The sequence below is a fragment of the Pirellulales bacterium genome, from assembly GCA_036499395.1.
GTDB lineage: Bacteria > Planctomycetota > Planctomycetia > Pirellulales > JACPPG01 > JACPPG01.
The window spans coordinates 122798-140169 of record DASYDW010000064.1; the positions used below are offsets into that span (position 1 = coordinate 122798).

Here is a 17372-nt window from a genome sequence, read left to right on the forward strand (position 1 = left end):
CTGGTCATTCTGGCAGATAGGGAAATCCCGGTGCTGCCTGACGGCTCAAAACTTGCCGTGCTCCCTCGCCATAACTAAATGCGATTTATAGTGTTATGATTTGGGCGGTTCAAAACCACCCCGGCACGATCTTTGCTTAAAAGGAATAGCGAGGTCGCGAACCGCGTTCTCCGACAAATCCTTCGAGCGGGGTTCAACTTTTCTGGAGTTTGCCGCTCAACTCAAAAACCGCTGCGGCGTAATAAAACAGACGAAACGGCAATCGAAGCTTTTAAAGCAACCAATAAAACATCACTCCGCATTCATCTCTCAGTTGAGAGATGAACGCGAAACAGGTTTCAGGAGCAAAATTCCATGGCACAAGGCGAAAAGATCATCGGGATCGACCTGGGCACCACCAACTCTGTGGTGGCGGTCATGGAGGGAGGCGATCCGAAGGTCATTCCGAATCAAGAAGGCAATCGACTCACGCCCAGTGTGGTCGCATTCACCGATAAAGGCGATGTGCTGGTTGGCGAGCCCGCACGCCGCCAAGCCGTCACGAATCCGACGCGCACGGTTTACTCGATCAAGCGATTCATGGGCCGCCGCCACGGCGAGGTAGCCGCTGAAGAGAAGCTGGTTCCTTACACCGTGACCGGCGGGCCACAAGATTACGTGAAGGTAGAGATCGGCGACAAGGAGTTCACACCGCCCGAAATCTCGGCCAAGATTCTGCGAAAGTTGAAAGAGTCGGCCGAGGCTTATCTGGGCCACAAAGTGAACAAGGCCGTGATCACGGTGCCGGCGTACTTCAACGACGCCCAACGACAGGCGACCAAGGATGCCGGCCAGATCGCAGGCCTGGAAGTGGCGCGCATCATCAACGAGCCGACGGCCGCCTCGCTGGCCTATGGGCTGGATAAGAAAGAGGCGCAGAAAATCGTCGTGTTCGACCTCGGTGGTGGTACGTTCGACGTCTCGGCGCTGGAAGTCGCGGAGGGTGTTTTCCGCGTAATCAGCACCAACGGCGATACGCACCTCGGAGGCGACGACTTCGACTTCACCTTGCTGAATTACGTCGCGGACGAATTCAAAAAGGATCAGGGCATCGACCTGCGCAAGGACAAGATGGCTCTGCAACGTCTGCAGGAGGCCTGCGAAAAAGCAAAAAAGGAACTGAGCTCGGCCGCTTCGACCGATCTGAATCTGCCGTTCATCACGGCCGACGCCAGCGGTCCTAAGCATTTGCAAATGAACATTACCCGAGCGAAGTTCGAGCAACTGGTCGATCCCTTGATCGAGCGTTGCCGCGGACCCGTGATGCGAGCGTTGGAAGACGCGAAGATGAGCCCCAAGGATATCGACGAGGTGGTACTTGTCGGTGGCTCGACGCGCATCCCCAAGGTGCAGGAGCTGGTCCACAAAATCTTCGGTAAGGAACCGCACAAGGGTGTGAATCCCGACGAGGTCGTGGCCATTGGCGCCGCGATTCAAGGTGGTGTGCTGGCCGGTGAAGTGCAGGACGTGCTGCTGTTGGATGTGACGCCGCTGTCGCTGGGCATCGAAACCCTGGGCGGCATCATGACCAAGCTCGTCGAGCGGAATACCACGATTCCGACCGAGCGGAAGCAAACCTTCAGTACGGCGGACGACAACCAGACGGCCGTCACGGTGCGTGTATTCCAAGGCGAACGCGAAATGGCAAACGACAATCGTTTGCTGGCCCAGTTCAACTTGGAGGGGATCGCTTCACAGCCTCGCGGGGTGCCACAGATCGAGGTCAAGTTCGATATCGATGCCAACGGCATCCTCAATGTCGCGGCCAAGGACCTTGGCACCGGCAAGGAGCAAACAGTTCGCATCGAGAAGTCGAGCGGATTGTCGAAGGACGAAATCGACAAGATGACCCGTGACGCCGAGGCCCACGCTTCGGAAGACAAGCACAAACGGGAGTTGGCCGAAGCCCGCAATCAGGCCGAGTCGCTGTGCTTCCAGGTCGAAAAGCTGGTCAAGGAGAACGAGACGAAGCTCAGCGGCGCGGACAAGAAACCGCTCGAGGACTCCATCGCCAAGACCCGCGAAGCGGCCAAGGGTTCGGACGTGGACTCGATCAAAACCGCGATCAGCGAGCTCGAGGCGGCATTCCACGCTGTTGGCAAGGTGTTGCACGAGGCGGCCACCGCCTCGCCTGGCGACACGGCTGCTACCGACGGAGCGAAGAAAACCGGCGGCGATGAAGAGGCGATCGACGCCGAGTTCGAAGTGAAGGAATAAGGCTTTCGGCCGAGCCCAATCTAATGCACGGCGGCCGGCAGGTTCCTCGCGAACTGCCGGCCGCGGTCGTTATCAGGCCGAGAAAGAAGACATATACATGGCATTTCGTTTCGACAAACTCACGATCAAAGCGCAAGAGGCCGTGCAGCGTGCCCAGGAACTGGCGGCTGATCGCGGCAACTCGCAAATCGAACCCTTGCATCTGCTGGCCGGCCTGTTGGCCGAAACCGAGGGTGTCATCCGCCCAGTGCTGGACAAGATCGGCGCCAACCGTGGGCAGTTGGAAAAGATTCTCGAAGGAGAATTGAAACAACTGCCGACGGCTTCGGGCGGAGCACAGCCGCAGCCGGCGTCGGCGCTGACGCAGGTCTTTGACGCGGCGGCCAAGCAGGCCGAGTTGATGAAGGACGAGTTCATCTCGACGGAGCATCTACTCCTGGCCTTGGCGAAAATCGACTCGAAGGCGAAGCAGGTTCTCAAGCTCAACGCCATCGGCGAGCAAGATATTCTCAAGGCGCTGCAAGCTGTGCGAGGAAGCGCCCGCGTCGAGGATCAAAACCCCGAGGCTAAGTTTCAGGCTTTGGAAAAATATGGCATCGACCTGGTCGAGCGCGCCAATCAAGGCAAGCTCGATCCGGTCATTGGCCGCGATCAGGAGATTCGCCGCGTCATTCAGGTTCTGTCGCGCCGCACGAAGAATAATCCCGTGCTGATCGGCGAGCCCGGTGTCGGTAAAACCGCGATCGCCGAAGGGTTGGCCCTGCGCATCGTGCAAGGCGACGTACCACAAAGCTTGAAGAACAAGCGGGTCATCTCGCTGGACATGGGCGCCTTGATCGCGGGCACAAAATTCCGCGGCGAGTTCGAAGAACGACTCAAGGCCGTGCTGAAAGAGGTTCAATCGTCGGGCAGTGTGATCCTGTTTATCGACGAATTGCACACGGTCGTCGGCGCGGGTGCGGCCGAGGGGGCCAACGACGCGGCGAATCTGCTCAAGCCGGCGCTGGCGCGTGGTGAGCTACGCTGCATCGGTGCCACGACGCTCGACGAATATCGCAAACACATCGAAAAAGACCCGGCGCTGGAACGGCGCTTCCAGCCTGTGATGGTCGGCGAACCCTCGGTGGAAGACACGATCGCCATCCTGCGCGGATTAAAGGGGCGTTACGAGGCGCATCACAAAGGGGTCAAGATCAAGGATTCAGCCCTGGTCGCCGCGGCCAACCTGTCGAACCGTTACATCACCGATCGCTTCCTGCCCGATAAGGCCATCGACCTGATGGACGAGGCCACGAGCCGGCTGGCGATGGAGTTGGAAAGTGTGCCGAGCGAGATCGACGAAGTGCAACGACGGCTCGTGCAGCTCGAGCTCGCGCAGCGGCAACTATCGGAGGAGACCGAGGAACACGCGCAGGACCGTCTGGTCGAGATCGAAGAGGAGATGCAGGAGCTACGCCTCAAGCTTCGTAACTTGCGCGAGCAGTGGGAAGCCGAAAAGCATGGCGTCGGCGATGTGCAAACCATTCGCAAGGAACTCGACAAGGTCGAGTTGGAATTCAGCCAGCTCAGTAACACGATCAAAGATCGGCAATCGCAGGGTCTGCCGATCGACGAGCGCGATTACCAACGCCTGTACGAACTCGATAACCAGCGGAAAAAGCTCGCCGCACGGCTGGAAACCGCGGGCACCCCGGCGCCAACCAGCGGACGACGGTTGTTGCGGCAGGAAGTAGGCCCCGATGAAATTGCGGAAGTCGTCAGCGCCTGGACCGGTATTCCCGTCACCCGCATGATGGAGACCGAAAAAGCCAAGCTACTGGTGTTGGAAGAACGTCTGCATCAGCGCGTCATCGGGCAGGACGAGGCGATCGAAGCCGTGTCCAATGCAGTGCGCCGCAGCCGGAGCGGCTTGCAGGACCCGAATCGTCCGATCGGTTCGTTCATTTTCCTCGGTCCGACGGGAGTCGGCAAAACCGAGCTGTGCAAAGCGCTCGCACAAGTGCTGTTCGACGACGAAAACGCCATGGTTCGCCTCGACATGAGCGAATTCATGGAGCGCCACACGGTCAGCCGCCTGATCGGCGCTCCACCGGGATATGTCGGTTACGACGAAGGAGGGCGGCTGACCGAAGCCGTACGCCGCCGTCCGTATTCGGTCGTCCTGCTGGACGAAATCGAGAAGGCGCATCGTGATGTGTTCAACGTGTTGCTGCAAGTGCTCGACGATGGCCGGCTGAGCGACAATCAGGGCCACACGGTCGACTTCACGAACACGATCATCGTGATGACCTCGAACATCGGCAGCCAAGAGATCCAGGAACTGACGCGCGAGGGGGCCGGTCAAGAGGCGATCCGTGCGGCAGTGCAGGTACAATTGGAAAGCCGGTTCTTGCCCGAGTTTTTAAACCGCGTCGACGAGGTTATCACGTTCCACCCGCTGGACGCGAAGCAGATTCGCAAGATCGTGCAACTGCAGGTCGATCGACTGCAAAAGCAGGTCGAACAGGCTGGCCTGGGATTGGAAGTGACTGAAGCGGCTTTGGATGCCGTGGCGCTCATCGGTTACGACCCGGTCTACGGGGCGCGGCCGCTGAAGAGAGTCATTCAGCAGAAGCTGCAAAACCCTCTGGCGACCGAGCTTTTGAAAGGGACGTTCACCGAAGGGAGCACGGTGCGGATCGATTATGAGGACGGTGACTTCAAATTCGAGCGTGTCGCAAGTACGGAGCCGGCCACGGTCCGTTGATCATCGGCACGGCAATCGCGGTCGAATGTAAGGTCATTCGAGGGCCACATGTCGACGTTAAGTCGAAACCGAAAACACCAGGAACCTAGTCGCGCAAAAAAACCCGGCCGTCGGAAAAGCATCCGGCGGCCGGGTTCTAGTGAATCTCAGGCTCACCTCGAACGGCGGTCGAACTCTTACTTCGAGTCGGTCGTCTTGAGGTGATCATTAAGCTTCTTATGCTCGGCATCCGCCGCCTTCAATGAATCGGTCATGCCGGTCGCCGACTCGTGCAGCTTCTTGGGGTCGGCCTTGTCCCCCTTCTTGCTCTCTTCGCTCAAAGTCTTCGAGTGGGCCAGGGCCGAGTCGTAATGCTTGTGCAGCGTATCGACGTGACCTTGCAGCTTCTTATCGGTCTTGGCCTTCGGGCCGAGCTTCGAGACTTCCTTCTTCGCCGCGGTAACGTTGCGATGCACCTCGGCCGTATGCTCCTCGGCCGTCTCGGCCGGGATGTACGAGTAAGTGCGGGCGTAGTTATTCAGCGTATCAGCGTGATTGTACGCGCCGCTCCAATAGGCTTGCGACGACTGCTCGCGATACGCGGCGCCGGTGATCTTTTCGCCGGCGGTGCGGACCGAATTCTGGGCCAAGGCGGGCGCCGCGGCCAGAAGAACGAGGGCGCAAGTGGTCAAAACAAATCGCTTGTGCATAAGACTTGTCCTCAGTAACTAGAAGGTCTGATTAACTCGCCCGACGACTGCCGTCGCGCGATAAACTCACGGAGCCCGCCTGGGCGTGCGTGCTCGCAAAACTCCTGGCGTCGGAACGGCCGTCATGAGCGACCGACGCAAGAATGCATCAAGAAATTGGCGGCAATGCTTTTGAGAATACCCCCACCCGGCACAGTTGCAATGTCCGCCAAAACATCGCACCACGTTGCATAAACCACGGCCGGTTCGTAAGAAAACCTAGCTCAGGTTTTTCGTCCCACGAACAGCGACTACGACAATCGCCACCGGGGAATACCTTATGCTTACTACGAGATTTGAGCCGCTGCAAGCGACTGCGACATGAGGACACATGTCCGCTGCAAGCGTCACAACCGGCAGGAAAGCCCATTTTTTGTTCGGTTGCCGCAAGTCAGGAGACAGAAAATACGCGGGAGCCTGATCTGACAAAGTGTGCTCCTGTGTGACGTTCAGTCAGCGCCTGGCCGTACGGCTTGCCCCCACAGTGGCGGCGCTAATTGGGCATTCCAGGCGGACCACGTGGAGGTCAATTCTTTGACAAGGTCCGCATGCATCGCGGCCACATCGTGCGACTCGCCAATATCGTCGGCCAAGTTATAAAGCCGCACGGGCGAAACGGCGCGCGCTGGTCCGTCATCCGCCAGGGCGTCATAGCGCACCAGTTTCCAGTCTCCGCGGCGCAGCGCCATCTGCTCGCCGAAGCGCCAATAAAGAGTCTCATGCGGAGCATCGGCTGACGTTCCTCGCAAATAGGGCAACAGGTTGACGCCGTCCAGCTTCCAATCGGGTTTTACTTCGACGCCGGCCGCGGCCAGCGCTGTGGGCAACACGTCAAGCTGGATCAGCGTCCGATCATAGACCTTCGCGGCCGGCACTTTCTCAGGCCAACTAATGACAAAGGGAACGCGCACCCCCCCTTCGAGCGTCGTCCGCTTCGATCCGCGCAGTGGCGTATTACGCGAACCGTTGATCGTCGTAGTGCGCATGGTAGGACCACCATTGTCGCTGAAAAAGAAAATCAACGTGTCATTCGTCAGTCCAGTCTCACGCAATTTATCGAGGACCCGACCCACAGCGTCATCCATGGCTGACGTCATTGCGGCATAGGTGCGGCGCCGCTCATCGCCGATCGATTGAAACTTTGCCAGCCGCGCGTCGGTGGCGTGCATCGGCGTGTGTACGGCGTTGAATGCCAGGTAGAGGAAAAATGGCTGCTTCTGATGCCGATCGATAAACGCCACGGCCTCGCGCGCGAATGCATCGGTCAGGTATTCCTTTTCTTCCACAACCTCTTTTCCACGATAGATGGGCGCCGCGTTGCGCTCCGGAAAGTACGCATGAGCCCCGCCCAGGAACCCGAAGAACTCGTCGAAGCCGCGTCGCTGCGGATGAAACTTTGGCGCCGAACCGAGGTGCCACTTGCCGACCAAGCCGGTCACGTATCCGGCACTCTTCAAACGGTCGGCGATCGTCGTTTCGGTCACAGGCAATCCCACGTTATCGGCCGATCGTGCCTCTCCGCCTGGGTTGAACTCGTGGCCAAAACGCTCTTGATAGCGCCCGGTCAGCAAGCCGGCCCTGGTCGGACTGCAATACGGGCCCGACACGTAACCATTTGTGCAGCGGGTACCGCTAGCGGCAAGTGCATCGAGATGCGGCGTCGGGATGTCCCGACCTCCCTGGAAGCCGAGATCGGCATAGCCCAGGTCGTCCGCCAAAAGAATGACGATGTTCGGACGACGCGACGCCGGCTGCGACGTTTCGTCGGCCACGGCTTGGCGCGCCATTGCAAAACCGGCGATGACTGCCAAAACCAGGGGATATTCCAAACGTCGCGGAGAGTGGTTCATCGTGGTGATCATCAATCGGAGTGCTTTCGGAAGGGTAGCTGGCATGTCATGCATGTTAGTAATCGCAGGGCTGCATTTGGGCATCGTTTGACCTCTCAAGCCAGCATTCAAAAGGCGACCAACGAGCCTCCCCAATAGCCAAAAGGATTTTCGTCACTAGTGATAACACCGGGCCCGCCGCAGAGTAGCGTCGCGGCATCCGGATCGGGACAAGCAATCAGCGCGCCGGCTTAGCCTGACGACCACGCGCAACGACTTCCGACTGTGGCTTCGCAAGATCAGTCTATGCCTGCCTTTGCGCGCGGTGAATCATGTACGGTAACGCGCGCGAGTCATCCGAAAAGCCCTTGCGTTTCGCGATATGGCTCGCTACCATCCCGCACCTTTCTACCTTTCCGGCGAAAAATCGCCATTTAACGTCTTTGCGAGCCTCGCGCCCTGCTGCGCTCTGGCGAGTGACCGCTTGCCACTGCGCTTTTGGGCAGCCGAGAGGAGCTGCTATGCGTCGGCGCGCAGATTGCTATCAGCATGCACGTCCGGCGATCTTTTTGTTGTCCAGCTCAATTCGAGACGCTGCGCGCGCTCCCGCGCGCGACGAAGTCTCGCAACTTACGGTGCGATTATTCGCCAGCGTTCTGTCTTGCGCCCTGATTCTACTCACCGTTGGTGCAACCTCGGCGGCTGATTTCACGCCGACCCAGCAAGCCGCGATTCAACCGCCGGTTCCCTTCCAGCAGCCAGTGGCGTTTCAGCCGCAAGTTGCCTATCCGCCGACCGCGACGGTGCCTGCACCTCAGCCGCCGTCGGCCGGCTATCCGCAGCCAAATTTGCCGCAAACGGTGATGACCCCGGCAGTGGCCGTGCAGCAGCCCTACGCGGCGCCGGCGGTCGCTTTCCAACCGCTGCCACCGGCGCTTGATCCTGCAGCGCAAAACGGCGCCTCGGCCCGCTTGCTGTCCAGTGCGCCGCAGGGCGGTTTACAACCGATTATGCAGCCGGTCGCCGGCTTTGGTCCACCCACGGGCGCAAGCGCGCCAAGTGGTGCAATGATGTCGGCCGGCGCAACACCGCCAGCGACTGGTGGTCCGCCCGGAAGCTACTTGGCCTCGTTCAACAGCGCTCAGAATTCGAACGAGCCGCCGGCGCCGGCCGGGGCTTTGCCCTACGGCGACATCCTGCGCCGACTCGAGGCTGCCGAGGCCGAGCTCAACGCCATGCAGCAGCAAATGGCGCCCAACGAGAAGCGCGTTTCGGAATTGGAAGAAGCAGGCCGGAAGGCAGCAGCGGTGGAAAGGCCGCTACCGATCGTCCGGCTCAGTGGTTTCTTCCAGTACGACACGGGCTTGTTCAGTCAGGACGTGAACAGCAAGGATGTGCTGGGCAACATTCAAAACGGCTCCGGGTTCCGCCGCACTCGTCTGCAGGGGCTCGGTCAACTCACCGAGTTCACCACTTTCAGCATCGAAATGGACTTCGCCTTTCCCGGCCGTCCCAGCTTCATGGATGTGTGGGGCGAGCAATCCAACCTGCCGCTCCTCGGCCGCGTTCGTATCGGCCAGTATCGGCAACCGGTGACGATGGATTCCTGGACCAACGTCAAGCACCTGGAATTCCTCGAACGATCGGCGCCCTTCATCGCGATGGATCCTTTCCGCCGCGTTGGAATCATGGGTGCGGACACCAGCGAAGACGAACGCACGATGTGGGCCTACAGCCTATTCGGCACCGGCTGGACTTTTTGGAACGGCGCCTCCACGCAGTACAGCACGGAAGGCAACGACAATCGCTTCGGCACCCAATTAGGCGATAGCGGCGGCATCAGTTTCGCCGCGCGTGCTTCACACCTGCTGTATTATGATCCCAATCCCAATGCCAAAGACCGCTACCTGATGCACATCGGTGGCGGTTACCTATTCGGCGAACTCGGTGGCGAAGGAACTACCGGTCCCAATGCCAAGGCGTACGAAGCCCGGAGCATTCCCGAGTTCTTCGTCGGTGATCAGGCCGGCGTCTTCTTGACGGCTGCCGGTACGCCGAACGTGGTCGACACGGGCCGCTTCCTGGCTACCAATTACCAGATGCTCCACGCCGAATTGGCCGGCAGTTGGGGACCGGCCCATTACCAGGCGGAATACATGGCGACCTTCGTCCAACAGTTGGGGGGCGGCACCGTGTTCCTTGATGGCGGGTACGTGCAGGGGGGCTACTTCCTGACCGGCGAAAACACCGGCTACAATAAGCTGCTAGGTGCGCTGGACTACAACGTCACGCCCCATACCGAGTTCTTCGGCATCGGCCGCAAGAAGCCGATTTGCGGTTGGGGCGCCTGGGAATTGGCGGCCCGCTGGTCGTGGCTCGACCTAAGCTCAACGCAGGTTCACGCCGCGAATTACTTGCCAGCACAATCAGTCGCGCCCCCCACGCCGGTCGTCGCACCTCCCCCAATCATTAATCCGGGTGTGCTGAACGAACCGACGCTCGCACTGAACTGGTGGTGGAACCAGTACATGCGCGTGCAGTTCAACTACATCCACTCGATGGTGCAGAGCAATAACACCGGTTTCTACTCGACCGACATCTTCGCCTTGCGATTTCAAACCGAGTTCTAGCGAGCGGTTAACTGGAAAACAAAGAAGCCCGTCCCCGCGGCAAATAACTGGCTTTGGTCGTTCTGTCAGTTACCGGCCCCGTGATTACTTGCTGAACATCCGATCGAACGCCGTGTGGCATGCAGTAGTGGCCGTTGCTTCCGGTGCGCTGACGTGGTTCGCCGGAGGAGTCGCCTCGGCGCCGATCACCTGATCAACGTCGACGTCCTTGACCATCGCCAGGGCCGTTGCCGCGTCATCGGCTCCAGGATAATCGCGCGACCTGGCGCAGTGCCCGCAACGGGTGCAAACTTCTTCTACGACGCACTTATAACTTGGCACCTTCTTCGACTCCTTCTTGATCACGAGTACCGTGCGTTGCTTAACGCAGCCGCACGTCGGCTTCCAGACAGTATGGTCCTTGCAACACTTGCCTGGGCAGTTGCAAGGGGTTTTGCAGCAAGTGCTGGGGCCGGGGATGCAAAAGTCTTCACACTTGCACTCATAGACGCGCTTGGTCTCTTCCTTCATTTCGCAGACCAGCCGGCAAACTTTGCGTGTGCAGGGTTGGCAGCCGCATCCGCCACAACAAGGCGCGCCGGCGTGCAAGGCCGGAGTCCCGGCAATCAGCATCGCGGCGATACCAAACGTCATGGAACGAGTCATGGCATCACCCCTTTCCACAAGTGGCTCGGCGGAACGAGTCATAAGATCCGCCCGCTGATCGCTCCGATCGGAGGGCCCGACGGCGACCTCGCGCGACGCGCCTAAGGGCCGCTCTTGTTTTAGATATCGACAGCGCCGCTACGGGGCCTACTGCAAACCCTCATGCGCATGAGCCTCTTACACGTATCTGCCGCGTTTGAGTCAGGCGATACTGCGAAGCTGTGCGCGTGCGGAAGAGTTTGCCGTCGCGGTCATGCACCGGGTGAGACCGCAGCGAGAAAGGCAGCGAGACTGAATGGCTTTCGAACGTCGGCCGCCCAGACCACGGACCGATGTGCTAGCAACCTGCTAGCGCAAAAAGGGGAACCGCATTCCGGCCGTAGGGCTCGCCGGGGCGCCGAAGCCACCTGCCGGCGTGCCGCGGGGCGCGACGGGTTCGATCGTTACGTCGTCGATCCATACTTCGCCCAGTCCCGTTAGCGCGAAGGTCAACGTAAACGTCTTTGCCGAGTCCGCGATTCGATACGCCGTGAACTCTTTCCAGTCAGCGGCAAGCGTCACGCGCTCGGCCAAGGCTTCGCCTCCCAGCGAATCGAGAATCAGCAATCCGTCAGGGCTTCCCTTGATGGCCGTCGGCACAAGCACCCGGCCGTGCAAACGCAACAAGGTGCCTGCCTCGACGTTGATCGGTGGGCTCGTAATCCAACCGGGAGGCGTTTCAATCTGATCCGGCGGAGCATCGGGATCGAGGGCCGTGGCAGCCAATCGCAGGCAATGCTTTCCTTCGAAGTATTTGACCTGCGACAGTTCGGCCTCTTCGCGGACTCCTTCCGGAGGATGTTGATAGTGCTTCCAACCAGCATTGATGGCCCGCCCCAGGTCCTCGAAGTTCCCTTCCGGCAATTGATTGGCCATCCGCTTGGCACTTTCGACGTTCGTTATCAAGCTGAAATGTTGCGGCAATGTGGAAAACATCACGGCATAAGGGCTGCTGACGGGCGTGGCAAGCTTCGTCACGGCCGTGGTCCAGTAGTCGCGCTCCATGGCCCGCAGATTGCGCAAGGAAAACTGGGCGTGACGAAAGGCGTCGGTGAGATTGTTCGCCCCGAGCGCGCCTTCGGCAGCCTGCAGTTCGGTATCGGCCGTTTTCAGCAGAACATCGCCGCGCGACAATAACTTCGGTTTGATCTGATTCGTCAGTCGTGGGCGGACCTCGCTATCGATTTGCAGCTTGGTGCGCGTCATCTCGACCAGCAGGCGCGTCGCCCGATCGCCGGCTGCCGCGGTGCGCCGCGTCGTTTCGCCAAGCATGTCCTGAGCCAATAAGATCATGGACGTAATGCCGAAATCGTCAATGGCGACAGCCATGCCCCCGGTAACTCGATGGGCGCGCAACTTTCGCATGCCGCCGGGCCAGACTTCAAAGGCGCTCATCGTTTCGGGAACGCCGGGCACGACAAACGAGATCTCTGCGGTGGCCGTCGTATGCCCCGGAACATATTGCGCGCCCCGACCGGTCCACACCGGCAGAACCATGTACGCGCCGCTGGCTTGCAACACCGCGGCTTGGATTTCGTTGTCGGTGCTAGTGACCGAGGTGGTGAGCGTGCCACCGGCAATCCAAGGTTCGATCAGTTCCAACTCGTAATTCAGCAGCTCGAGCTGCTTGGCGCGCCACCGCGTGTCGGCGTCCTGGCCGGTCAGCGGTGCGTGCGAGGCAAACAGCAGGGCTCGCGCGCCGGAGCCTAGGGCCGTGTAAGCCACCAGACGTGTCTGTTCGGTTCCGGCCAGAATGCTCGCCGGGCGGCCGCTCGACAGGGCATTGATCTGCCCCACCAGACTGGGCGCCGGCTCAGTAGGGACCGTGCTCCAGACCGGCGTGCCGTGACGGGCAAAGCGAGGCCGCTCGCGCAGCCAGCGCCGATAATCACTCAGTTCAAAACTTGTCGAAGGAGTAAAGCGATCCAGCACGAGCACGTCGGCGCGACCGGGAGCGCTATAGGCACGAAGCTCGGCACTCGCACCACAAATGATCGGTCGCCCAAGCTTGTCCGCACGGCGCACCTGCTCGGCCCAACGCTTTACTGCATCCAACTCCCGACCGGTGAGCCCCTCGCCCAGATCCCAGGCCAAGACCGAGTCGAATTCCGGGCCAATCTCGGGGAGCGGTGAAGCAGTTGTGGACGGCACATCCAGTCCGGCGGGCATCGGAGGGGGGCAGACTATCCACATACCGATGCGGGCGGCGTCAGCCAACAGGTCGCTGGGGGGAAGTGTACGTAACCGGACGGCGTTGAAGCCGCGTTCCTTGAGGAACGTCAGTGGCTCTCCCTGATGCTCAATCACGCGTGGAAAGAACGGGCGTCCACGCAACGTTAGTACCGAGCCGTTCAGCTTCGCCCCTTCGCGACGTGCAACGGGCGTCCCAGGAGGAACGAGTTCCTGCTGAGGGGGCGGCGTCTGCAGAGAAATCGGCTTCGACGTGGGAGCCGCCGCCGGGGCCACGGCTACGGGCTGTGGTGTTTCGCCGACGAAACCCGCCACTTCCAGGTCATCGATCCATAGCAGCGTCTGGCCCGATCCTGTGTAGAGATTGAGCACGAGCCGATCGACGAAGGCCTCGCGCGTGTCGACGTCGCGCTTCATTTCGGCCCGCAGGACACGTGCTTGTGCCGCGACCAGGTTGGGCACGTCGTCGATTCGTAACATCTCCCAGCTTGCGGCGCGCGTATAGCTGGTTCCGGCAATGAGCACCGAATCAGGCTGATTCGTGCTGGGGTTGATGCTGCGTGGAAAGACGACACGGGCCCGCAACTGGATTCCAGGGCGGTCCGAACGAACCCACAGGCTCGGCTTTAACTCACTGATCACGCGGGCGGGGGCCAGGTCATGCACCAGATGGACAAAGGTGCCGCTGGCGCCAGAAACGATGCGAAAAAACTCGCAGCCCGACCCGCCATGTGCCCCTTCAGAAGTGCGCTCGTGATTCGTGATGCGGTAGCCCGGGCTGCCGCGTCCTTCGCGCCACGTGGGCTCGGGCCCGTCGAAATCTTGTCGAACGAGGACCTGCGCGCGCAGCGTGACCGCCGGTGCGAAAAGCAACGTCGCAAAGACGATCGACATAGCGAGCCAGCGATGCGACTGGCCCCGGGGACGATCCATCGGCCCACAACCTGCGGAATGGGTTCCCGCGCCGTATGGCGAAAAAGCGACACGGCGAGAGAATCCTGGATTCTCCTTAAGCCCTTCTTCTAACAGGGTTTGCGAACTCTCTCCAGATCACTTGGGGTGGTGTTTTGACAACGTGGCGTTTTCCATCTCACCAGTGTCCCAGTTCGAAAGTCGTGACTGCGAAACAAGTTAAACGAATTTCAAGGGACGGTGACTGATCGTGGCACGCGCCCTGCTTTACGTCTCCTACGCAATTCAGCACGCCTCTAACTAGGATCGGCATCATGAGTCATGTCCCGCACGCCCTGGCCGCCGAAACGTCCGAAGTTCCCCAGGATCTCAGCAATCTGCGTTCGCAGATCGAGGCGCTGCCCGTCGAGCTGCGCGAACAGTTGGCTCCGGCCCTCTCCCGGGTGATGGAGAGCACGCAGCGTCGCCGCCGGATCCTAGGCATGGTCCAGGACGCGTTGGGGCAACTTCGCTTGGACATGAAATACCTGGTCTTCGATCTCGAGGCCACGCGCCGCGAGCGCGACGACTATCGGCACCGTCTGGAACAGTCCTGATCTCGAAAACACCGCCAGCCACCTCCCGCGTAACAAATCCAGCCTCGCCTCATTCCGCGTTTGAAGCACTCGGGTCTCTCCTCCCACGAGCCCGAGTGCTTCGTTTTTTTTGCGCCGACGCCGAAGTTCCCTTGGCGCTCGTTGCGAGCATTTGCAGGTCAGCGTACGATTGAGGGCAGAGGAACCAGCCCACCTTTTGTCTCTATCACGGTGGGTCGTCGAGGGTGCCGGCGCGCGCCCAGGGAACGAGGGAGTGACCGAGGCCATGGCCGAACAGACCGCTGAATCGATCGCTCAGCGCGCGTTCGACCTGAACCTATTGTCCGATCGAGAGTTACAGGAGATTTGGGGCGAATTCGGTCGTCGCAACGTCTCGATCGATGAGTTCGTTCAGCTGTTGCTACGTCGCGAGCTGATGACGAACTTTCAACTGGAACGCCTCCTGCGCGGCGAAAAAGGGGGTTACTTCTACGGCGATTACAAAGTTCAATACATTGTCGCCGGCGGTAGCTTTGCCCGCGTCTATCGCGCAGTTCACAAGGAGACCGGCAAGGTCGTGGCGCTGAAGGTGCTGCGCCGACGTTACAGCGAGGATCAGGCGCAGACCGACCAGTTCTATCGCGAAGGTTTGATGGGTGTTTCGCTGCGGCATCCGAATATTGTGCCGATCTACGAAGCCGTCTCGAAGGGAAATTCCCATTACCTCGTGATGGAGTTCGTCGAAGGTGGCAATTTGCGCGACTTCATGAAGGTGCGCAAGAAGTTCTCGGCCGTCGAAGCAACAAAAGTGGCCGCCGACGTCGCGGCGGGGCTGGACTACGCGTTTCAACGCGGCATTTCGCATCGCGATTTGAAACTCACCAACGTGCTCCTTTCGAGTCGCGGACAAGGGAAGCTGGTGGACTTTGGACTGGCCGGCGCTGATGAAAAGTTGGCCGATGAATCGATCACCGGCGAAACGCTGAACGCGCGTACCATCGACTATGCGGGTCTAGAGCGCGCCACCGGTGTCCGCAAAGACGACGCACGTAGTGATATCTACTTCATTGGCTGCATCTATTACCACATGCTGTCCGGTCTGCCGGCTTTGACCGAGACGCGCGACCGCATTCAAAGGCTATCCAAATCTCGCTTCACCAGCGTGGTGCCGATCCATCAGGCTTGTCCCGGCATACCGCGCGTCGTGGCTGCTGTGGTCAACAAGGCAATGAATCTGGATCCTGACAAGCGCTACCAGACGCCTGGCATGATGTTCGCCGATCTACGGCAAGCCGCGGATCGTTTGGCGGCCGGTGAAACCGAAGCCCTCGTCGGTAGCGAGGACACGGCGCAGATTGATTTGCAGCAACTTTCCCCGGAAGAGTTGCAAAAGCGGCAGCGAGAATCGGCCCGCTATCTTCCCGACAGCCAGCGGCGAGCGCTATTGGTTGTCGAATCCAACTCACAGCTGCAGGATTTGTTCCGTGACGCGCTCAAGCGTTACGGCTATCGCGTGCTGGTGATCAGCGACGCGAAACGCGCCGTGGCGCGCGTCGACGACACGAACAACGTGATCGATGGTGTCGTGCTGAGCACGGGAGAGTTGGGCAACGCGGCCGTCGACGCGCTGATCGAATTAGCCGCCGGCGAACAAACCTGCAAAGTTCCGGTCGTCGTTCTCCTGGATGACCGGCGCAAGGCGTGGCGCGAGCAAATCCAGCCTCACTTGTGCGAGCATCGTGTGATCGTTTCACTGCCGATTAAGCTGCGCGAGTTTCGCGACGTGCTGTTTCGCCTGGTGCCGCCGGTGGCAACCGCCGAAACTTAAGCGCACGCGAGTTCAGCCTTGGCCGGGCAACTTGATATCCATTGCCGCCAAGAGAATCTGCATATCCTGCCAGCAATCTTTCTTGGCCGGCGGATTACGTAGCAGATAGGCCGGATGATACGTGCAGAGTACGCGAATACCGTTGTAATCGTGGAACCGGCCGCGCAATCGGCCGATCGTCTCCGGCGTGCCCAGTAAGCTCTGCGCCGCCACGGCGCCCAGGCAGCAAATGAATTCCGGCCGCAGCACCTCTAATTGCCGATCGAGAAAGCCGCGGCAATTGGTCGCCTCTTCTGGCAGCGGGTTGCGGTTGCCTGGGGGACGGCACTTGAGTGTATTGAGGATGTACACATCCTCACGACGCAGCGTGCAGGCCTCGATGATCTTGGTTAACAGTTGTCCGGCACGGCCGACGAAAGGCTCGCCTTGGCGGTCTTCATCGGCGCCGGGTGCTTCGCCCATGAACACCAATCGCGGCTTTGGATTGCCCACGCCGAAGACCGTCTGTTGGCGCGTCGTGGCCAATTCGGAGCACAACCGGCATGCGGCAACCTCGTGACGAATGACATCCAGCGCTGCCACGCGCTTGTCGCGTGAATTTCCCACGGGCTGGGCAGGCGCGGAGCGCGTCGAAACTTGCGCCGCGGGTGCGGTCGCCTTGCTGGCCGGTTGACGCGGCGCCTTCGTTTCCTCGACAGCCTTGGCGATCGGCGGAGGAGCTTCCGCGGCGCGCCGCGCTGACTTACGCCGAGCCTTAGGCAAGTGCGTGACGCCGGCTCGCGACAGCGATTCGAGCGATTGCAGCACCGCCCGCGCGGGATCGCGCGGGCGACCAGGGGGAGTTCGCGACATCCGTGCCTCCATCGAACGAGCCAAAGAGAACGCAGGGCTGCCGAGTATAAACGCCCAGCCCCCGCGGCGTAAAATAAAACAGCCCAGGTGAGCGTATTGCCCATTCGTCCAAGCCGCCGCCAAAGGTATCATAGGTGCTCCG

General features: G+C 60.2%; 10 protein-coding genes. 5 read left to right on the forward strand and 5 right to left on the reverse strand.

Annotation, left to right across the window (positions count from 1 at the left end):
* The first annotated feature begins 354 nt into the window (after window positions 1-354).
* Together dnaK and clpB are read left to right on the forward strand one after the other, a co-directional pair.
* Window positions 355-2256, forward strand: coding sequence for a molecular chaperone DnaK (gene dnaK / locus VGN12_11705; protein ID HEY4310107.1), 1902 nt, complete (start codon window positions 355-357; stop codon window positions 2254-2256).
* A gap of 97 nt (window positions 2257-2353) precedes the next feature.
* Complete coding sequence (gene clpB / locus VGN12_11710; protein ID HEY4310108.1) at window positions 2354-5002, forward strand: ATP-dependent chaperone ClpB; 2649 nt, start codon at window positions 2354-2356, stop codon at window positions 5000-5002.
* 176 nt (window positions 5003-5178) lie between these two features.
* Here the strand turns inward: clpB and VGN12_11715 are convergent, their stop codons facing one another.
* On the reverse strand, window positions 5179-5691 hold the full coding sequence (locus tag VGN12_11715; protein ID HEY4310109.1) for a hypothetical protein: 513 nt from the start codon (window positions 5689-5691) through the stop codon (window positions 5179-5181).
* A 488-nt stretch (window positions 5692-6179) separates the two neighbouring features.
* Window positions 6180-7580: a sulfatase gene (locus tag VGN12_11720; GenBank protein ID HEY4310110.1), complete on the reverse strand. Its 1401-nt coding sequence runs from the start codon at window positions 7578-7580 to the stop codon at window positions 6180-6182.
* 500 nt (window positions 7581-8080) lie between these two features.
* Here VGN12_11720 and VGN12_11725 point away from each other — a divergent pair, with 500 nt between their 5' ends.
* Window positions 8081-10189 (forward strand): porin, encoded by a 2109-nt coding sequence (locus VGN12_11725; GenBank protein HEY4310111.1) that lies wholly within the window; start codon window positions 8081-8083, stop codon window positions 10187-10189.
* An 84-nt stretch (window positions 10190-10273) separates the two neighbouring features.
* Here VGN12_11725 and VGN12_11730 read toward each other — a convergent pair whose 3' ends face one another.
* Together VGN12_11730 and VGN12_11735 are read right to left on the reverse strand one after the other, a co-directional pair.
* A complete protein-coding gene (locus tag VGN12_11730) occupies window positions 10274-10834 on the reverse strand; it encodes a hypothetical protein (protein ID HEY4310112.1) in 561 nt (186 codons plus the stop codon).
* Window positions 10835-11182: 348 nt separating this feature from the next.
* Window positions 11183-13996, reverse strand: a complete 2814-nt coding sequence (locus VGN12_11735; GenBank protein ID HEY4310113.1) for a hypothetical protein — start codon at window positions 13994-13996, stop codon at window positions 11183-11185.
* 293 nt (window positions 13997-14289) lie between these two features.
* On the opposite strand from VGN12_11735, the gene VGN12_11740 reads away from it, so the two are divergent.
* On the forward strand, window positions 14290-14571 hold the full coding sequence (locus VGN12_11740; protein ID HEY4310114.1) for a transcriptional regulator: 282 nt from the start codon (window positions 14290-14292) through the stop codon (window positions 14569-14571).
* A gap of 265 nt (window positions 14572-14836) precedes the next feature.
* Window positions 14837-16378 (forward strand): protein kinase, encoded by a 1542-nt coding sequence (locus VGN12_11745; protein HEY4310115.1) that lies wholly within the window; start codon window positions 14837-14839, stop codon window positions 16376-16378.
* A gap of 12 nt (window positions 16379-16390) precedes the next feature.
* On the opposite strand, the gene VGN12_11750 is transcribed toward VGN12_11745, so the two are convergent.
* Complete coding sequence (locus tag VGN12_11750) at window positions 16391-17230, reverse strand: uracil-DNA glycosylase (GenBank protein HEY4310116.1); 840 nt, start codon at window positions 17228-17230, stop codon at window positions 16391-16393.
* Window positions 17231-17372 lie beyond the last annotated feature (142 nt).